The 16055-nt window shown below is 63.9% G+C and carries 17 protein-coding genes; 13 read left to right on the top strand and 4 right to left on the bottom strand.

Features of this window, described 5'->3' with window-relative positions; translation table 11 throughout:
- The first annotated feature begins 113 nt into the window (after nucleotides 1-113).
- From RM190_RS09765 to RM190_RS09755, 3 genes are all read left to right on the top strand, one after another.
- On the top strand, nucleotides 114-992 hold the full coding sequence (locus RM190_RS09765) for an NAD(P)-dependent oxidoreductase (protein ID WP_311759237.1): 879 nt from the start codon (nucleotides 114-116) through the stop codon (nucleotides 990-992).
- A gap of 155 nt (nucleotides 993-1147) precedes the next feature.
- The gene (locus RM190_RS09760; RefSeq protein WP_311759236.1) at nucleotides 1148-1414 is read left to right on the top strand and encodes a hypothetical protein; all 267 of its coding nucleotides are present in this window, start codon (nucleotides 1148-1150) and stop codon (nucleotides 1412-1414) included.
- Nucleotides 1415-1561: 147 nt separating this feature from the next.
- Entirely contained in the window at nucleotides 1562-1744 is a 183-nt protein-coding gene (locus RM190_RS09755) for a hypothetical protein (RefSeq protein WP_311759235.1), read from the top strand.
- 19 nt (nucleotides 1745-1763) lie between these two features.
- Here the strand turns inward: RM190_RS09755 and RM190_RS09750 are convergent, their stop codons facing one another.
- Nucleotides 1764-3110, bottom strand: a complete 1347-nt coding sequence (locus RM190_RS09750; RefSeq protein ID WP_311759234.1) for an esterase-like activity of phytase family protein — start codon at nucleotides 3108-3110, stop codon at nucleotides 1764-1766.
- 11 nt (nucleotides 3111-3121) lie between these two features.
- Nucleotides 3122-3502: a hypothetical protein gene (locus RM190_RS09745; protein WP_311759233.1), complete on the bottom strand. Its 381-nt coding sequence runs from the start codon at nucleotides 3500-3502 to the stop codon at nucleotides 3122-3124.
- Nucleotides 3503-3610: 108 nt separating this feature from the next.
- Between RM190_RS09745 and RM190_RS09740 the strand changes: the two genes are divergently transcribed.
- The gene (locus tag RM190_RS09740; RefSeq protein ID WP_311759232.1) at nucleotides 3611-3925 is read left to right on the top strand and encodes an excinuclease ABC subunit A; all 315 of its coding nucleotides are present in this window, start codon (nucleotides 3611-3613) and stop codon (nucleotides 3923-3925) included.
- Nucleotides 3926-4000: 75 nt separating this feature from the next.
- On the opposite strand, the gene RM190_RS09735 is transcribed toward RM190_RS09740, so the two are convergent.
- On the bottom strand, nucleotides 4001-6016 hold the full coding sequence (locus tag RM190_RS09735; RefSeq protein ID WP_311759231.1) for a cellulase family glycosylhydrolase: 2016 nt from the start codon (nucleotides 6014-6016) through the stop codon (nucleotides 4001-4003).
- 313 nt (nucleotides 6017-6329) lie between these two features.
- Between RM190_RS09735 and RM190_RS09730 the strand changes: the two genes are divergently transcribed.
- From RM190_RS09730 to RM190_RS09690, 9 genes are all read left to right on the top strand, one after another.
- On the top strand, nucleotides 6330-6584 hold the full coding sequence (locus tag RM190_RS09730) for an acylphosphatase (protein ID WP_311759230.1): 255 nt from the start codon (nucleotides 6330-6332) through the stop codon (nucleotides 6582-6584).
- A 128-nt stretch (nucleotides 6585-6712) separates the two neighbouring features.
- Nucleotides 6713-7339, top strand: coding sequence for a Rieske (2Fe-2S) protein (locus tag RM190_RS09725; RefSeq protein WP_311759229.1), 627 nt, complete (start codon nucleotides 6713-6715; stop codon nucleotides 7337-7339).
- Nucleotides 7336-8175 (top strand): aromatic ring-hydroxylating dioxygenase subunit alpha, encoded by an 840-nt coding sequence (locus RM190_RS09720; protein WP_311759228.1) that lies wholly within the window; start codon nucleotides 7336-7338, stop codon nucleotides 8173-8175. Before RM190_RS09725 ends, RM190_RS09720 begins: the two co-directional genes overlap by 4 nt.
- A complete protein-coding gene (locus RM190_RS09715) occupies nucleotides 8172-8831 on the top strand; it encodes a glutathione S-transferase family protein (protein WP_311759227.1) in 660 nt (219 codons plus the stop codon). The genes RM190_RS09720 and RM190_RS09715 overlap by 4 nt, the downstream gene beginning before the upstream one ends.
- Entirely contained in the window at nucleotides 8828-10195 is a 1368-nt protein-coding gene (locus RM190_RS09710; protein WP_311759226.1) for an amidohydrolase, read from the top strand. Before RM190_RS09715 ends, RM190_RS09710 begins: the two co-directional genes overlap by 4 nt.
- A gap of 15 nt (nucleotides 10196-10210) precedes the next feature.
- Nucleotides 10211-11305, top strand: a complete 1095-nt coding sequence (locus tag RM190_RS09705; RefSeq protein WP_311759225.1) for a BMP family ABC transporter substrate-binding protein — start codon at nucleotides 10211-10213, stop codon at nucleotides 11303-11305.
- Nucleotides 11305-12813: an ABC transporter ATP-binding protein gene (locus RM190_RS09700; protein WP_311759224.1), complete on the top strand. Its 1509-nt coding sequence runs from the start codon at nucleotides 11305-11307 to the stop codon at nucleotides 12811-12813. Before RM190_RS09705 ends, RM190_RS09700 begins: the two co-directional genes overlap by 1 nt.
- Nucleotides 12803-13873 (top strand): ABC transporter permease, encoded by a 1071-nt coding sequence (locus RM190_RS09695; protein WP_311759223.1) that lies wholly within the window; start codon nucleotides 12803-12805, stop codon nucleotides 13871-13873. Before RM190_RS09700 ends, RM190_RS09695 begins: the two co-directional genes overlap by 11 nt.
- Nucleotides 13870-14781 (top strand): ABC transporter permease, encoded by a 912-nt coding sequence (locus tag RM190_RS09690; RefSeq protein ID WP_311759222.1) that lies wholly within the window; start codon nucleotides 13870-13872, stop codon nucleotides 14779-14781. Before RM190_RS09695 ends, RM190_RS09690 begins: the two co-directional genes overlap by 4 nt.
- Before the next feature lie 55 nt (nucleotides 14782-14836).
- Here the strand turns inward: RM190_RS09690 and hppD are convergent, their stop codons facing one another.
- Nucleotides 14837-15943, bottom strand: a complete 1107-nt coding sequence (hppD, locus tag RM190_RS09685; RefSeq protein WP_311759221.1) for a 4-hydroxyphenylpyruvate dioxygenase — start codon at nucleotides 15941-15943, stop codon at nucleotides 14837-14839.
- Nucleotides 15944-16055 lie beyond the last annotated feature (112 nt).

Below are 16055 nucleotides of genomic sequence, written 5' to 3'. Positions count from 1 at the left end.
AGAAAACATCGGCAATTCCCGTTTTGGTCAATACGCGGACAAGCATGGGGGTTGGCAGCACCCGCCGTCAGGGTCCACAACTGGGTGGCGAAGCAAGCGGGGAGAGGGGTTGCATGAAAGTCGGGATCATCGGCGTGGGCCTGATGGGGCACGGAATTGCAAGGAACGTGCTGCGCAAGGGTTTTCCGCTATCGTTCCTGGACCATCCCGGCAACCGCCCCGTGGACGAAATCCTGTCAGTCGGCGGGCATGCCTGCCATAGCCCGGCCGAGGTGGCGCGCGGGGCCGATGTCCTTATCCTGTGCGTCACCGGCTCACCCCAGGTCGAAGCGGTGCTGACTGGGCCGGACGGAGTGCTGTCATCGCTGCGCCCCGGATCGACAGTGATCGACTGCTCAACCTCGCTGCCGGAATCGACCCTTCGCATGGCGCGGGCGGTGGCCGAGGTCGGCGCCGATTTTCTGGATGCTCCGATGACCCGGACCGCGCGTCACGCGCATGATGGTCAGCTTAACCTGCTGATCGGAGGAGATGCAGCAACCCTTGACCGCGTCCGCCCCGTGCTGGCTGCCTTTACCGAACAGGTCTTTCACGTCGGCGGTCCTGGCGCGGGCCATCGGCTGAAGCTGCTGCACAACTATGTCTCGGTGGGTTCGCTGGCGCTTATCGCCGAGGCTGCGGCGGGTGCGGCCGATGCTGGAATCGATCCTGCCGCCTTCGTCCAGGTCCTGGCGCAGGGCGGTGGCGCGGGGGTCGCGCTCGATCGGATGACCCCCTTCCTTCTGGACGGTGACGCGGGCAACCTGCCATTCGCCATTGCGAACGGTTTGAAGGACATCGCCTATTACCGCGAGATGTCCGATGCATCCGGCGCCGCCCACGTCATCGCGGACGGAATCCATGCCGCCATGTCGACGGCCGTCGATGCGGGGGAGGGAGCGAAATATGTTCCTGAACTTGCCCGCATTTTCCGCAGAACGGATCCGCGTTAAACCGGTGCATCCGCAACCGGCGAAGTTTCGCCTTCCGCACCCTTTGCTAACGGGATGCCATTAGGGAACCGTGGCAGCATTGTCGGTGTTGGAGTAGAAAGCTGGGCAGCCATTGTCCCGCCGCAGGTCCGAAACCGGCTTCACAGGATGCATCCATGACCGAGGACATGATCGAGTCCGCCAAGCGAAGCATGCTGATCAACGTGCCCCTGTCCGATGACAGCGCGGAACCGGGGCTGACAATCTCTCCGGTATCGCTCGGCCTGCGCGAGATCGATGAGACAGGGCTGACCTTCCGGCTGATCGACGAACAGGGCATGGCGGTCGATCTGATCCTGAACCCTGTGCTCGCCAAGGCAATGCAGGATTGCATCGCGCTGGCGCGCCACATCGAACCCGGGTTGAGCACGGGACTGTCCTGACCGTCACGCATTCTCTCTGGGTGTTTTTGCCCCAGAAGCGTCCAGGGCGGTGGAAGGGCGTTCCGGGCCCGGAACGCCATTTCAGGGAACCAATGTTGCAGTTCAGGCTTTGTGGAACGGGACGCGGATGATGCGAAGGGTTTCGCCATGCCTGCACTGTTCCTGTCGATTGCCATTGCCGCGCTGGCCGCGGTGCTAGCGCTGTTGATCGGCGTGTCTCCCCTGCGGGCGCTTGGCGTCTATTCCCTGACCGGAGTCGTGACCCTGTTCCTGTGCGCGGTGTTGCGGGCGATGGTGCATACCCTTCGCCTGCGCAGACATCAGACCTGATCAGACTGACGGATCTCGTTCACTTCGCGGCCAGCAGTTCGGCGACGTCGAGCAGGATGAACTCGTTATTCGCGGCCTTCCCGATCTCGCGCCCGCCGGAATAGGGCAGGTTGTTGTCATTTGCGACAAGGATGTGGGTGTCATCGACGCGTGCCACATCCTCGATCGTGAAGAACGGAAAGGTGAAATTGCCCTCTGCCGGTTTCATGCCCGCCAGAGCCATGCCATCGGGATCGGCGATGTCCAGCAGGTTGATATGGCCGATGCGTCGCAGATAGCCCTCGGGATCGACAGTCCCCGTATCGATCAGGACGATGTTCTTAACACGCGCGGGTTGCGGATAGCAGCCGCTCTGGTCGGTGGCCCCTTCGGCACAGGCATGCGCGGCATCCCCTTCGCCATTGTCCCGCTCGATCACCAATGCGCGGGTGTCGTCGATGAAGTTGAAATCACCGATCGCGGTCGCGCCATCGGACAAGCGGAAGCGATAGCTGTCGCCGGTCCAGTCAGCCTTGGCTGTGTCGAAGGTCATCACCCACAGGAACTCGCCCTCGGGCTGGCCATTCTCGGCCAGAAGCGGCTTTTCCAGCATCGCCCACAGCAGGTTGCTGCCGGGTTGCAGTCCCATACCCTCATATCCGCCGGAGCGCTGGACCCGGAAATCCTTGCCCGGCTGGGCCGGCACCGCAGTGCCCGCCGTGTCCGGTCCGGTCAGGACCGCGCCGTCCAGCACGGTCGGATGAACCGACAGCACGCGCCCGTCGGCCGCGACCCGCAGGATGTTCGGGCCGAACTCTTCGCCGATCCAAAGCTCTCCGTTCAGGAACTGGATGCTTTCGGGATCGAAATCAGCACCGGTCAGGTAACGCGTCTCGGTTGCCTCGTTCGCGATCCGGAATGGCACCTTGTGGTCAGGATCGCGCAGGAAGACGGTCTGCAGGCGCTCGACCTTGCCTGACGCGAAATCGGGTTGCATCCGGTGGAAATACAGCATGGCGTCGGGGCTGTTCAGCTTGGTCCCGAATCCGTTGTCTGTCAGCGTGAACCAGCTTCCGTCATCGGCCCGGTTCATCGCAAAGCCCGACATGCCCTGCACCGGCTGACCGGGAAAGGGCAGAGAGACGCCCGTCTTGTGCCCGCCATAGGCCTTGCCCACGTCCCCCTCGACGCTCATCAGGGCGTCATTGCGGGTCTTGCCGGTGAACTTTCCCGACATCCACAGGTCGCGCGGCGCGTCGGCGGGCGGCGTGACCAGGGTAAACGCCGGAAGCATTGCATGACCCGCCAGCTTCGCGGGAAAGACCTTTTCGGCAAAGGCAGGCGAGACCGCGGCACCGCAGGCCAGCAGGATCGGAACAAGGCGCATGAATATCTCCATCAAACGGAACGCGCCCCTGCTAGTCCGGCATGATGACAGCCAGACTGCGGCGGGATGGAGAATTCGTAAAGCCTGTGTCGGCGGACAGCACTTGTTCCACTCTGCCGCTGCCGCGAAGTTGGGGTGGGCGCAACTGCGCCTAACTTACTGAAGGCGCCAGCAAAAAAATGCCGATCCGGCAAGGCTGCCGGATTCGTGCATTGCCGGTCCAAGGGGAAAGGCGCAATAGCCAATTGTCCAACTACTTTACCCGGATCGCCATGAAACTTCGGCTCCTTCTTACGTCCCTTCTTCTTTCCTCGCTTGCAGTTGGTGTGGCAAATGCCGATTCCGGCCCGCGCCGCCACTGGCAGGATCGCCAGCATGACGAGCACCGTCATGAGCGTTATGACCGCGACCACGGCCGTGACCGGCATGATCGCCGCGATCGGCACCGCCATGACGGCGATCACCACCGCGATCGCGATCATGACCGCCGTCACGGCTGGGTGAACGGTTGCCCGCCCGGATTGGCGAAGAAGGGTAACGGCTGCTATCCGCCGGGCCATGCCCGTCGCCACGATCGCCATCATCGCGATCACAGGGACCACCGCGACTACCGGGATTATCGCGCGCTTCGCGTCGGTGATCGCTATGCACCGGCCGACTATCGCCGCGTGCTGGCCGACCCGAACCGCTACGAACTCGAACGCCGTTCCAACTGGAACTATTATCAGGATGACAACCAGATCTATCGCGTGGACAACCACACGAACAAGGTTCTGGGCGTGATCAGCCTGATGCAGGCCCTGTCCGGTCGCTGAAAATTTGCCTGACTCGGATGATCCGGGCCGGGCTTTTGATTCGCCGGAAGACGCGGCGATTCCGTTTCCGCTGAGCTAGTCGCAGCGCTTGCCGTCGATGGTGACGGCAAGCGCCTTGCCATTCCGGAAGTCCCCGCAGGCAAGACCGGTGGCATCGGTCAGGCGCATCGTCGTCTCCCCCGCGGATATCGTGATCCCGCCATTCTGCGAAACCGCTTCGACCGTGGGACGGGGCTTTTGCGCGGCAAGCACCGACAGGTCGATGCTGTCTTGGTCCGACTGGAAGTCGGTGACCTCTACTTTCCCCTGTTGGCCCGGTACGAAACGATCCTTCCCCGGCCCTCCGGTCATCTGTTGCGTGCCGGGGACCGCGATCAGAAGGTCATTTCCCGCGCCGCCGTCCAGCGTGCCGCTGCCCTCAAGGTGGTCGTTCCCCTTGCCGCCGGTCAGGAGGTTTTGGCCCTCGCTGTCGATCAGGACGTCGTCGCCACCCTGTCCATCCAGCGTGTCGTCGCCCTGATCACCGAACAGGTAGTCGCCGCCATCCCCTCCGGAAATGCTGTCATTTGCAGAGCCGCCATAGATCAGGTCGGGCAAATCACTGCCAATGATCTGGTCGTCGCCGTCCAGCGCGAAGAACAGACCGTGCGGCGTCGCGATATTCGCGCCTTCCACCAGCCCCGTGCCTGACGCCAAAGTGACGCGATCGGCCCCTGCGGTTCCGTAATGCTCCTCTGCGCCGGGCCGCGGCGCGGTTTCGTCGCGGATCCAGCCCCAATGCGCGAAAGCCGCGAGGTCGAGCAGCACCGACCACTGCCCGGCATCGCCTTTCTCGGGGATCAGGAAGGACGACCTGCGCCCGACAGGCGTCCACCATGACAGGCCGATGCCGTTATCGGCGAACCAGGGAAACTCTCGCGCCAGGTTGTACGAGGGTGCGACATCGGGATCCTGCGTGCCGGGATCCAGCAGGCTGGGCGAGGATTGCAGATGCGTCTCGGTCAGCAGGATGTCATTTCCCGGTTGCTTCAATGCGCCGATGCCCTTGCAGATTGCGCCGTGAAAGCGCTGCCCCGCGGGGTCCGGAACATCGGCGGCGACCCAGCCCGGATACATGTGGACGGACCAGATCAGCTTGTCGCCTGCCGCCTGTCGGATCGGGGCAAGGTCGATCCGGCTGAACTGGGCCGATGCGCCAAGCCCGCCGACAAGAATCCGCTTGCCACCCCAATCAAGATCCAAGATCAGGTCGTGCATGTGCTGGGCATAGATCTTTCCGGCCTTGGGGCTGCGGCCATAGGCCATCGGCTCGTTGATCAGCTCCCAGCCGACGACCGCGTCAAGGATGTGGCTGTTTTCCGGCTTGCGGAACCATTTCAGCATGACGTCCCAGTCATCGCGCACGTCGTTGATCTTCCAGTCACCGCGGGCCGAGGGATTGCGCAGCGCATTGGCCGGGCCGATGTCCCGCAGGCCCAGCTTGTGCGACTTGCGCGGTACACCGTCGGACAGGAAGCCGCCGGCCAGTTCACCGTCCGAATTCTGGATGATCAGGCCATAGCCGTGTTTCGCGGCCAGTTCGGCGAAGGCTCGCCAGTCGCTGGCACGCTGCGGATTGTCGAGCGTCTCGGCATTCATGTCGAGACGGATCACGTTGACCTCGGGGAATGCTGTGCCCAGCACCGTCAGGAAGGATTCGGGTGGACCGCCCGTCTGCAGCACGACTCCGGTATCCGCCCGCCAGCTGACCATGTTCGCGACGCCCGGATCAGTGCCGCGGGTCGGGGGCAGGATCACCGGGGTTCCGTCCGCCGCTTGCGCGGGTTCGCCCGTTTCGGGATCCAGCAGCAGCGCGATCCGCTGCTTGCCGCTTGCGCCAAGGCGCCCCGCCGCAAGGCGGGGAAACCGCCTCGCGGCCTCATCCGCGGGAACTTCGGTGATCTGGTACCCGCGCAGCGCAGGATCAAGCTGCCGCCCGTCCCGGGTGCGAAGCCGAGAAGGGTCATCGACGACGTTGACATAGCGCGTCGCCAGCGAAACGACATTCCAGTCCGCGGTCTGAGAGTAGAAATGCGAGCTGTCGCAGTCCATTTGGGCCTCGAGGGGGTTGCAGCGATCGGCTGAAGGGCGACCGGCTATGAGTTGTTGCCCGGCGAAACTGCCAGAACCGCGCCGCGTTCAAAAGCGGATCCGGTCGCGTGGCCATGGCTCGGCAGAACTTGGCCGGCGTGTCCTTTCTTGGCGCGAATATCGCGAAAGGGAAGTAAACGATTTTAACAATTTATCACCAATTGACGGCTCGTCATCCACGGCTGGTGCCTTCTGGCCGCGCAGGGTGGATTGCGGACCGGGCAGGGGATAGTATAAGCGCCGCGACAACACCCCAACCGCCGAAAGCGCCGTCATGTCTGCCACAGCCACAATGGTCGAGCATTTCGTGATTTCCGGCCGACTTGCGCCCGCGGCATTTCGGCCCTGGATCACGCGCCATGCGGGCAGGCTGGGGCTGAACGTCACCTTTCTGCACGAAACAGACCACCGTCTTGACCTGACCGTCGGCGGTCCTGCCGACCTGATCGACGCGATGGAACTGGGATGCAGCCTTGGACCGGCCGAAACCTGGGTGGAGGAGATCGAAAGACATCCCGTGCCCGAGTGAGTTCGATCCGCGCTTGCCAGTTTGCACATCGTTTCAGCAAATCGAACATATCGCAGCCTTTCAGGACGCTTTGGATTGCCAGCGCTTTCGGCAATCCTAGTGTCGCGCCACGCCAATAAGAGTCGCCTATGCCAAACTGGGTTCCAGCCGCCCTGTCCGCCGATCTTTCAATCGCCACCGCCATGCCGGCCAAGACCCCGCTGGGAGAACTTGCGATCTGGCGCGGCGGTTCGGGTCGCGTCTCGGCCTTTCACGACCGCTGCCCGCATCGCGGCATGAGATTGTCGCACGGCTTCGTGCGTGGCGAGATGCTGTCCTGCATCTATCACGGCTGGCGCTATGACGGGACCGGCCAGTGCCGCAAGATCCCCGCGCATCCCGACCTGGTTCCGCCCGCCGCCGTCCGCGCGGGCAGGCTTGCCTGCGTCGAGCAGGGCGGCCTGATCTGGGTCGCGGCCGAAGGGACCGAAACCGCGCCCCCCGAGGTCGGGGGCGTCTTGCCGCTGCGCTCGATTGCTGTCGAGCGCCCGATTGCCGAGGTGGCGGCAGCCCTGGGCATCGACGGCCTGATGGGCAAGGTCAGCCTGCCGGGCTGCAAGGAAGCGCTGACACTTGCTTTGCTTGACGCGCAGGGGCGGACCGTTCTCCATGCCCTGATGCCGGAAGCGGATGCCGCGACGCGCATCGCCGCATCGCGTGCGCTGGAAGCCCTGCGTCGCGGGCTTGAAACCGAAACGACCGAGGCCGCCCAATGACCCGTGACATCGTGAACGAATGGTTTCCTGTCGCCATCGCCGCGCTTCTTCCCACGGCTCCTGGCCGGGAAACGCTGCTGCTTGGGCAGGCGATCCGGATCACTGGGGTCGATGGCGCCCCCGTGGTCGAGACGCTGGACGGACGCAAACTGCCGGTGAAGATCGCCTATGGGCATGTCTGGACCTCGCTTGGCGAACCGGGTGAGATATTCCCGCTGCCCGAAGCGACGCAGCCCGGTCGCAGACTGGTAGACGTGGGCAGCGTGCGGGTGAAATGCTCGCCCCTTCGCGCGGTCGAGAACTTCCTCGACATCGCGCATTTCCCCTTCGTTCACACCGACATCCTGGGTTCCGAGCCTCATACCGAGGTCTATCGCTACGAAGTCCAGATCCGCGACGAGATCGACGAGGTCTGGGCGACCAAGGTGCGCTTCTATCAACCTCAGGCCGCCAAATCGGCCGAAGGCGGGACCGAGATCGAATACATGTACCGCGTGCCGCATCCGACCTGTTCGGTGCTTTACAAGACCTCGCCGCCCAGGCCGGGGGAATGGGACGTCATTACCCTTTTCGTGCAGCCGCTGACCGAGGAGCTGTGCGAGGTCTGGCCCTGGATGGCGCTGTTCGACGATGAAACCTCGATGGCCGAACTGATCCATTTTCAGCAGATGATCTTCATGCAGGACCGTTCGATCCTTGAAAACCAGTTGCCGCGCAAGCTGCCGCTGGATCCCGGCATGGAGACGCCGACGCGCGCCGACATGACCTCGATCGCCTATCGCCGCTGGCTCAAGCGGAATGGCATTTCCTATGGCGCGCAGCTGGTGGCAGCATGATCCTTTACGATTACATCCTTTCCCCCGAATGCTATACCGCGCGGCTTATGGCGGCGCTGCTGGGCAAGCGGTTTGAACAGGTGGCCGTGGATTTCCACCCCGGCGCGGAACATCGCGGCGCGGCCTTTCGCCAGGTCAACCCGGCCGGGAGAATCCCGGTTCTGGTCGACGGGCCGCTGACCCTGACCGAGCCTGCGGCGATCCTGAACCATCTTGTGGCGGATGCGCCCGAATGGCTGGGGCAGGGGCCCTTGGTTCAGGAGTGGCTGGCCCGAGCGACCCATCTTGCCGCCAGCCTTGGCGGCGCGCGCGCGCACGAGATGCTGGGTCAGCCCGGCGATCTTGACCGGTTGCAAGCGGATGGGATCATGTGGCTGCGGATCCTTGAAGCCGCGCTGACCGAGGCGAGGATCAACGGTCATGCCTTCCTGACCGGGCCCGCGCCGACCATCGCCGATATTGCCGTCTTTCCGCATGTGGCGCTTGCCCCCGATGGCGGGGTCAGCCTGGACGATTACCCTGCGATCCGGCTGTGGCTGCGGGCGGTCCGCTCGCTTGCCGGCTTTATCGAGATGCCGGGCATCCACCGCCTGCACGATCTCAGCCCCGAGCCGAACAACGAGATCGGCGGCGATCCGGTGGTCGCGTCCGCATGACTGGCGCGATCCTGTTTCGCAACTGCGCCGCCATCGTGCCCTCGTCCGGGGCGGCGGTCCTGCGCGACGCGGATCTGCTGACGCAGGGACCGGCCATCGCAGCCATCGGCAAGAACCTGGCCGCGCCGGACGGCGCGCGCGTGATCGATGCGAGCGGCTGGTTTCTTTACCCCGGTCTCGTCAATACGCATCACCACTTCTTCCAGACCTTTGTGCGCAACCGGGTCGAACTGGATTGGACGCGGCTGTCGCTGATCGAGTGGCTGGACACGATCTATCCGATCTTCGCCCGGCTGACCGAGGATTGCTTCTATCACAGCTCGGTCACTGCAATGGCCGAGCTGATCAAGCATGGTTGCACGACCGCCTTTGACCACCAGTATTGCTTTCCGCGCCACGCCGGCGGCCGGATCGTCGACCGCCAGTTCGAGGCGGCCGAGCTTCTGGGGATGCGGTTCCATGCGGGGCGGGGTGGGAATACCCTGCCGAAATCCGAAGGCTCGACCATCCCCGACGAGATGCTTGAGACGACGGATGGCTTCATCGCCGATTGCGCGCGCCTGATCGACACCTATCACGACGCAGGCCGCTTTTCGATGCGCCAGGTCGCGGTCGCGCCTTGCCAGCCTGTCAATTGTTACCGCGAAACCTTTGCCGAGTCGGTGCGCCTTGCCCGCGACAAGGGCGTGATCCTGCACACCCATGCCGGCGAAGGTGAAAGCCCGGTGATCGAGGCGCGCTTTGGTCTGCGCAGCATCGACTATCTCGAACAGTTGGGCTTTGCCGGGCCCGACAGCTTCTATGCCCATTGCTGGGAGTTGACCCGGTCCGAGATCGCAAGCCTTGCCGCCAGCGGCACCGGCGTCTCGCATTGCCCCGAACCGGTCTATCTGGTCGGGGCGGAAGTGACCGACATTCCGGCCATGGCCGCGCAGGGCGTGCGGTTGAGCCTTGGGGCGGATGGCGCGGCCTCGAACGACAATTCGAACCTGATGCACTGCATCCATTCCGGCTACATGCTGCAATGCCTTGCCGCTTCGGGTCGCGACAACCCGGTGCCGTTGCCCGCCGAGTTCCTGGGCTATGCGACGCAGGGTGGCGCCTCGTGCTTGGGGCGTGACGATATCGGCCGGCTCGAACCCGGCATGGCGGCGGACCTGTTCGCCATCGACACCCGGCGCATGGACTATATCGGCACGCGCCACGACCCCCACAGCCTGATCGCCAAGGTCGGCGTCGGGATGCCGACCGACCTGACCATGATCAACGGCCGCATCGTCTGGGAGAATGGGGAATTCCCCGGCCTGGATGAGCGGAAGTTGTTCGCGGAAGCCGAAACCGTTCTGAATTCAACACTTTTCTGAAGGAAAAGCCCGGAAATGACCCAAACCCGCCGTCAGTTCCTGACCACCGGTGCAGCGCTTGCCAGTGCCGCGAGCCTTGGCCTTGCTCATAAGGCCCATGCGGCGGACCCGCTGGGCGTCACGCTGGTCGCGCCCTCGCCCCTGGGCGACGTGGGTTGGACCCATTCGCTGGTTGCGGGGCTTGAGAAGGCCAAGGCCGAGCTGGGCAGCCCGATCAACATCACCGTTCTGGACAGCATCGGCGACGGTCCCGATGCCGACCGGATTTTCCAAAAGACGGTGTCGGACGGCAACAAGGTCCTGATCGCGGGTTCCTTTGGCTATCAGAACGCCGCGCTGCAACTGGCGCGCCGCTTTCCCGACGTCTCGGTCATCCATGCCTCGGGCTATCAGACCGCGCCGAACCTTGCGAATTTCGCCGCGAAGAATTTCGAGGGCACCTATCTGCTGGGCATGGCCGCGGCGGCGCTGACCAAGTCGAAGAAGATCGGTTCGGTCTCGGCCTTCGCCATTCCCGAACTTATCACCTCGATCAACGCCTTCGCACTGGGCGCACGCGCCATCGACCCCGAAGTCGAGGTTTCGGTCGTCTGGGTGAACTCGTGGTTCGACCCGGCCAAGGAACAATCGGCCGCCAAGGCCCTGATCGCGCAGGGCGTGGATGTCATCTTCTCGAACGCGCAGGATACGCCTTCGGTGGTGGCCGCCTGTGAAGAGGCGGGCGTCTATGTCGGCAACCTCAATTCGTCGATGAAGGCCTATGCGGCGACGAAATACCTGGGTGTCGCAGATACCGACTGGTCGCCCTATTTCAAGGCCGAGATCGAGGCGCACCTGTCCGGCACCTTCAAGGGTGCGGGCCACTGGCTGGGCATGAAGGACGGCGTGGTCCGGCTGCTGGATCTCAGCCCCGATGTTCCCGCCGACGCCAAGGCCAAGATCGACGAGGCCGAGGCCGGGATGATTGCGGGCACCTTCAACCCCTTCACCGGTCCGATCAAGAATGCCGCCGGTCAGGAAGTGGTCGCCGCCGGCGCCGTCATGCCGGATGAGCAGGTGCTGGCGATGGACTATCACGTCGAAGGCGTCGTCACGCCGCTGCCGAAGTAATGCAGCCGCTTCTGCGCCTCAGGGGTGTGTCGAAAACCTATGGTCAGGTGGCCGCGAATGCGGCCATCGACCTCGACGTCATGCCGAATTCGATCCACGCCATCCTGGGCGAGAATGGTGCCGGCAAATCGACGCTCATGAAGCTGATCTACGGCGTCGAGACAGCAGACGAAGGCAGCATGGAGTGGAATGGCCAGCCCGTTCGCCCCGGCTCGGCTGCCGAGGCGCGGGCTTTGGGCATCGGCATGGTCTTTCAGCACTTCTCGCTGTTCGAGACCTTGACCGTGGTCGAGAACATCGCGCTGGTCGTGCCGGGCCGCAAGGCTGCGATCGCCGCGCGCGTGCGCGAACTTGGCGCGCGTTACGGGCTTGAGGTCAACCCTGCGGCTTTGGTTCATTCCCTGTCGGTGGGCGAACGTCAGCGGGTCGAGATCCTGCGCTGCCTGATGCTTGAGCCGCGGCTTCTGATCCTGGACGAACCGACCTCGGTCCTTGCCCCGCAGAATGTCGAACTCCTGTTCCAGACCCTGCGGCGCCTGCGCGATAGCGGGGTTTCGATCCTGTTCATCTCGCACAAGCTGGAAGAAATCCGTGCGCTTTGTGACCGGGCGACCATCCTGCGCGGCGGCCGCGTCACTGGCGAGGTCGATCCCCGGGATCACAGCGCGCATGCGCTGGCGACGCTGATGATCGGGCGCGCGATGCCTCAACCGTTGCCCGCCGAACCCATTGCGCCGGGCAACGCCCTGCTGGAGATCACCGGCCTGACCTGTGTTCCCGAGGATCCTTTTGGCGTCACGCTGTCAGTTCCGTCCCTGCAGGTCCGCGCGGGCGAAATTGTGGGTATTGCCGGGGTTTCCGGGAACGGCCAGCGCGAACTTGCCGCCCTGATTTCGGGTGAAGACAGGTTGCCCCTGGGCGACGCCATCCGCATCAAGGCTCGACCGGTCGGGCGGATGGGCACGTCGGCCCGCCGCAAGCTGGGCTTCGCCTTTGTCCCCGAGGATCGGCTGGGCCGGGGTGCCGTGCCCGACATGTCCCTGGCCGACAATACGCTGCTGACCGCGCATCGGCGCGGTTTGGTCCGGCATGGTCTGATCGACCGCCGGCGCGAGGCGGCCTTCACCAAGAGCTGCATGACCGATTTCGACGTCCGTGCCTCTGGCCCGGAGGCTGAGGCTGGGTCGCTCTCCGGCGGCAACCTGCAAAAGTTCATCATGGGTCGGGAGATCATGCTGGAGCCCGATCTGCTGTTCGTCGCCCAGCCGACTTGGGGCGTCGATATCGGCGCCGCCGCCCAGATCCGCCGTCGCCTGGCCGCCATGCGCAATGCAGGCAAGGCGATACTGGTCATTTCCGAGGAGCTGGAAGAACTGTTCGAAATTTGCGACCGACTGCATGTCCTGCATCACGGCCATCTGTCGCCGTCCTTGCCACTGCCCGAAACCAGCGCCGAGGAAATCGGCGAATGGATGATCGGGGCAAGGGGGGCAAACCATGCGGCTTAGCCTGATCCGGCGCGAACGCGCCTCGGCCCGGGCGGCGGTAATCGCGGCTCTTCTTGCGCTGCTTCTCAGCATCCTGACCAGCGCGGTGCTGTTCGCCATTCTGGGCGTGCCGCCACTGAAGGCGCTTTACGCCATGCTGATCGAGCCGTTCCAGAACTGGAGCAGCTTTTCCGAGATCCTGCTGAAGACCGGCCCCTTGCTGCTGATCGCGCAGGGGTTGGCCATCGGCTATCGCGCGAAGGTCTTCAACATCGGGGCCGAGGGCCAGCTGATCCTTGGCGCGATCTTCGCCTCGGCGATCCCGATCACGTTTCCGACCGCGGCGGGCTGGTGGGTCTGGCCGCTGATGATGGTGCTGGGCGCGCTTGGCGGTCTGCTTTGGGCGGTGGTTCCGGCATTCTGGCGCAGCCGCCTGAATGCCAGCGAGATCCTTGTGACCCTGATGATGAGCCTGGTTGCGGCCCAGCTTCTGAACTACATGCTGCTGGGGCCGTGGAAGGATCCGGCCGGGTTCAACTTTCCGCAAAGCATCATGTTCCAATGGGATGCGATGCTGCCGACCCTGCTGCCGGGGACGCGGGTCAACATCTCGCTGCTGTTTGCATTGGCGGCGAGTCTGGCGGCCTGGCTTTACATGCAGCGCAGCTTTGGCGGCTATCGCCTGCTGGTCGGGGGGCTTGCCCCTCGGGCGGCGGGCTATGCCGGCTTTTCCGAAAGCCGCGCGATCTGGATCTCGCTGCTGATCGGCGGTGCCGCAGCCGGACTGGCCGGGGCCGCCGAAGTTGCCGGGCCCATCGGCCAGCTGCAACGCTCGGTCTCGGGCGGCTATGGCTATTCCGCGATCATCGCCGCCTATCTGGGCGGGTTGCATCCGATCGGGATGATCTTTTCGTCCTTCCTGCTGGCGGCGCTGTTCATCGGCGGCGACAGCGCGATGGTTTCTGCGGGCCTGCCTGTCGCGGCAGTCCGCGTCGTCCAGGGGCTGCTGCTGGTCTTTTACTTGGGTGGGCTGACCTTCATCCGTTATCGGCTGGTCATTGCAAGGACGGCAGAAGCATGAGCGTCCTTGAATTCATCATCTCGGGGATGCTGGCGGCGGCGACGCCGTTCCTGCTGGCCGCGCTTGGCGAACTGGTCGTCGAGCGCTCGGGCGTTCTGAACCTTGGGGTCGAGGGCATGATGGCGCTTGGTGCCGCGATTGCCTTCATCACGGTGCATATGGGCGCGGGGCACCTGACCGGCTTCATCCTCGGCGCCATCGGCGGCGCGGCGCTGTCGCTGATCTTTGCCGTGCTGGTCCTGTGGCTTCGGGCCAACCAGGTTGCTGCGGGGCTGGCCATCGGCATCCTGGGCCTCGGACTCGCGGCGCTGGTCGGAAAACCCTATGAAAGCATGACGATCACGGGGCTGAAGCCGATTGCCATCCCGGGCCTGTCCGACATTCCCGTGGTCGGGGGTATTTTCTCGCAGGATATCGTCGTCTGGCTGGCCCTGGTCGCGACATTTGCGATCTGGTGGATGTTCCGGGCGACCAGGCTGGGGTTGCTGATCCGCGCCGTGGGTGAAAACCCCCATGCCGCCCATGCCATCGGCACGCGCGTTCTGGCGCTTCGCCTGGCGGCCATCGCCTTTGGCGGGGCAATGGCGGGAATCGCGGGGGCCTATGCCTCGACCGTCTACACCCCGATGTGGGCCGATGGCATCATTGCGGGCCGAGGCTGGATCGCGCTTGCGCTGGTGGTCTTCGGGACCTGGATGACCGGACGGGTCTTCCTGGGCGCTTGCCTGTTCGGGGCGCTGTCGCTGGCCGAACTGACCGGACAGGCGGTCGGTTGGCAATTGCCGTCGCAACTGCTGGCAAGCCTGCCCTATCTTGTCACCATCGTGGTGCTGGGCGTGATCTCGTCGAACCGCAACCGGATGCGGCTGAATTCGGTCGCCTCGCTGGGCGAACCGTTCGAGCGCTGACTTTCGCCCGACCGTGTCATTGCAGGCAGGTCCCTGCAATGACGCGGTCGGCGTTTCAGCTTGCCGCGCTCAGCACGCCGCGGCGGATCTGGTCCTGTTCGATCGACTCGAACAGTGCGCGGAAGTTGCCCTCGCCAAAGCCATCGTCGCCCTTGCGCTGGATGAACTCGAAGAAGATCGGGCCGATTACCGTTTTCGAGAAGATCTGAAGCAAGATCCGCGTCTCGCCGCCCCCCACGACGCCTTCGCCGTCGATCAGGATGCCGTGCCGCTTCATGTGCTCGACGGGTTCGTCATGGCCTTTCACGCGGGCATGCGACATCTCGTAATAGGTGTCGGGCGGTCCGGGCATGAACTTCATGCCGGCTTCGCTGATCTTGTCGGTGCCGGCATAGATGTCTTCGGTCGCGATGGCGATATGCTGGATGCCTTCGCCCTTGTAGCGGCGCAGGTATTCCTCGATCTGGCTGTGGTCATCGGTCGACTCGTTGATCGGAATGCGGATCTTGCCGTCGGGAGAGGTCAGGGCACGGCTGACCAGCCCGGTCTGCTTGCCCTTGATGTCGAAATACCTGATCTCGCGGAAGTTGAACGTGTCGTGGTAGAATTTGTACCAGGTATCCATGTTGCCGCGGATCACGTTATGGGTCAGGTGGTCCAGATAATAGAAGCCGAAGCCTTCGGGCTTGGGATCGGGCTGGTCCAGCCAGTCGTAATCCGCCGTATAGGCACTGCCCGTCTCGGCATAGCGGTCGATGAAATACAGAAGCGAGCCACCGATCCCGATCACCGCCGGGGCCTCGATCGACTTGCCCGGCCCGGTATATTCCTGCGCGCCCAGTTCCAGCGCGCGTTTCAATGCGACCGCGGCATCCACGACGCGCCAGGCCATCGCGGGGGCGCAGGGACCGTGCCTGCCGACGAAATCGGCGGCATGGCTGTGCGGATCGGCATTCAGCAGATAGTTGATGTCTCCCTGCCGATACAGGGTGATGTCTTTGGTCTTGTGCCGCGCCACGGGGACAAAGCCCATCTGGCGAAAGATCACGTCCAGCCGGGCCGGGTCGGGATGGGCGAACTCGACGAATTCGAACCCGTCCGTGCCGGCGGGATTGTCCTGGCTGATGGTGGCCTTGGGGGCGTCATGCGGAAAGGGACCCATGATCTCCTCCTGTCCTTGATTGGGTTCTTGGTCTTTTCCAGCGTCTCATTTGTGGCGCGCTCACAGCTTGCAAAGCGCGCGGATATGGCTCTCAATATGCACGGATTGTGCG

Source organism: Paracoccus broussonetiae (genome assembly GCF_031854425.1).
GTDB classification, from domain to species: Bacteria; Pseudomonadota; Alphaproteobacteria; order Rhodobacterales; family Rhodobacteraceae; genus Paracoccus; species Paracoccus broussonetiae.
This window is presented reverse-complemented; position numbering and strand designations above follow the sequence as displayed.

What these genes read in the sequence shown, in the direction of transcription:
- RM190_RS09730 (WP_311759230.1), top strand. Translation starts at nt 6,330, where the DNA reads ATGTCTGCCACAGCCACAATGGTCGAGCATTTCGTGATTTCCGGCCGA.
- RM190_RS09735 (WP_311759231.1), bottom strand. Translation starts at nt 6,016, where the DNA reads ATGGACTGCGACAGCTCGCATTTCTACTCTCAGACCGCGGACTGGAAT.
- RM190_RS09720 (WP_311759228.1), top strand. Translation starts at nt 7,336, where the DNA reads ATGACCCGTGACATCGTGAACGAATGGTTTCCTGTCGCCATCGCCGCG.
- RM190_RS09695 (WP_311759223.1), top strand. Translation starts at nt 12,803, where the DNA reads ATGCGGCTTAGCCTGATCCGGCGCGAACGCGCCTCGGCCCGGGCGGCG.
- RM190_RS09690 (WP_311759222.1), top strand. Translation starts at nt 13,870, where the DNA reads ATGAGCGTCCTTGAATTCATCATCTCGGGGATGCTGGCGGCGGCGACG.
- RM190_RS09765 (WP_311759237.1), top strand. Translation starts at nt 114, where the DNA reads ATGAAAGTCGGGATCATCGGCGTGGGCCTGATGGGGCACGGAATTGCA.
- RM190_RS09725 (WP_311759229.1), top strand. Translation starts at nt 6,713, where the DNA reads ATGCCAAACTGGGTTCCAGCCGCCCTGTCCGCCGATCTTTCAATCGCC.
- RM190_RS09745 (WP_311759233.1), bottom strand. Translation starts at nt 3,502, where the DNA reads ATGACGGTGCTCGTCATGCTGGCGATCCTGCCAGTGGCGGCGCGGGCC.
- RM190_RS09715 (WP_311759227.1), top strand. Translation starts at nt 8,172, where the DNA reads ATGATCCTTTACGATTACATCCTTTCCCCCGAATGCTATACCGCGCGG.
- RM190_RS09755 (WP_311759235.1), top strand. Translation starts at nt 1,562, where the DNA reads ATGCCTGCACTGTTCCTGTCGATTGCCATTGCCGCGCTGGCCGCGGTG.
- RM190_RS09705 (WP_311759225.1), top strand. Translation starts at nt 10,211, where the DNA reads ATGACCCAAACCCGCCGTCAGTTCCTGACCACCGGTGCAGCGCTTGCC.
- hppD (WP_311759221.1), bottom strand. Translation starts at nt 15,943, where the DNA reads ATGGGTCCCTTTCCGCATGACGCCCCCAAGGCCACCATCAGCCAGGAC.
- RM190_RS09760 (WP_311759236.1), top strand. Translation starts at nt 1,148, where the DNA reads ATGACCGAGGACATGATCGAGTCCGCCAAGCGAAGCATGCTGATCAAC.
- RM190_RS09710 (WP_311759226.1), top strand. Translation starts at nt 8,828, where the DNA reads ATGACTGGCGCGATCCTGTTTCGCAACTGCGCCGCCATCGTGCCCTCG.
- RM190_RS09750 (WP_311759234.1), bottom strand. Translation starts at nt 3,110, where the DNA reads ATGCGCCTTGTTCCGATCCTGCTGGCCTGCGGTGCCGCGGTCTCGCCT.
- RM190_RS09700 (WP_311759224.1), top strand. Translation starts at nt 11,305, where the DNA reads ATGCAGCCGCTTCTGCGCCTCAGGGGTGTGTCGAAAACCTATGGTCAG.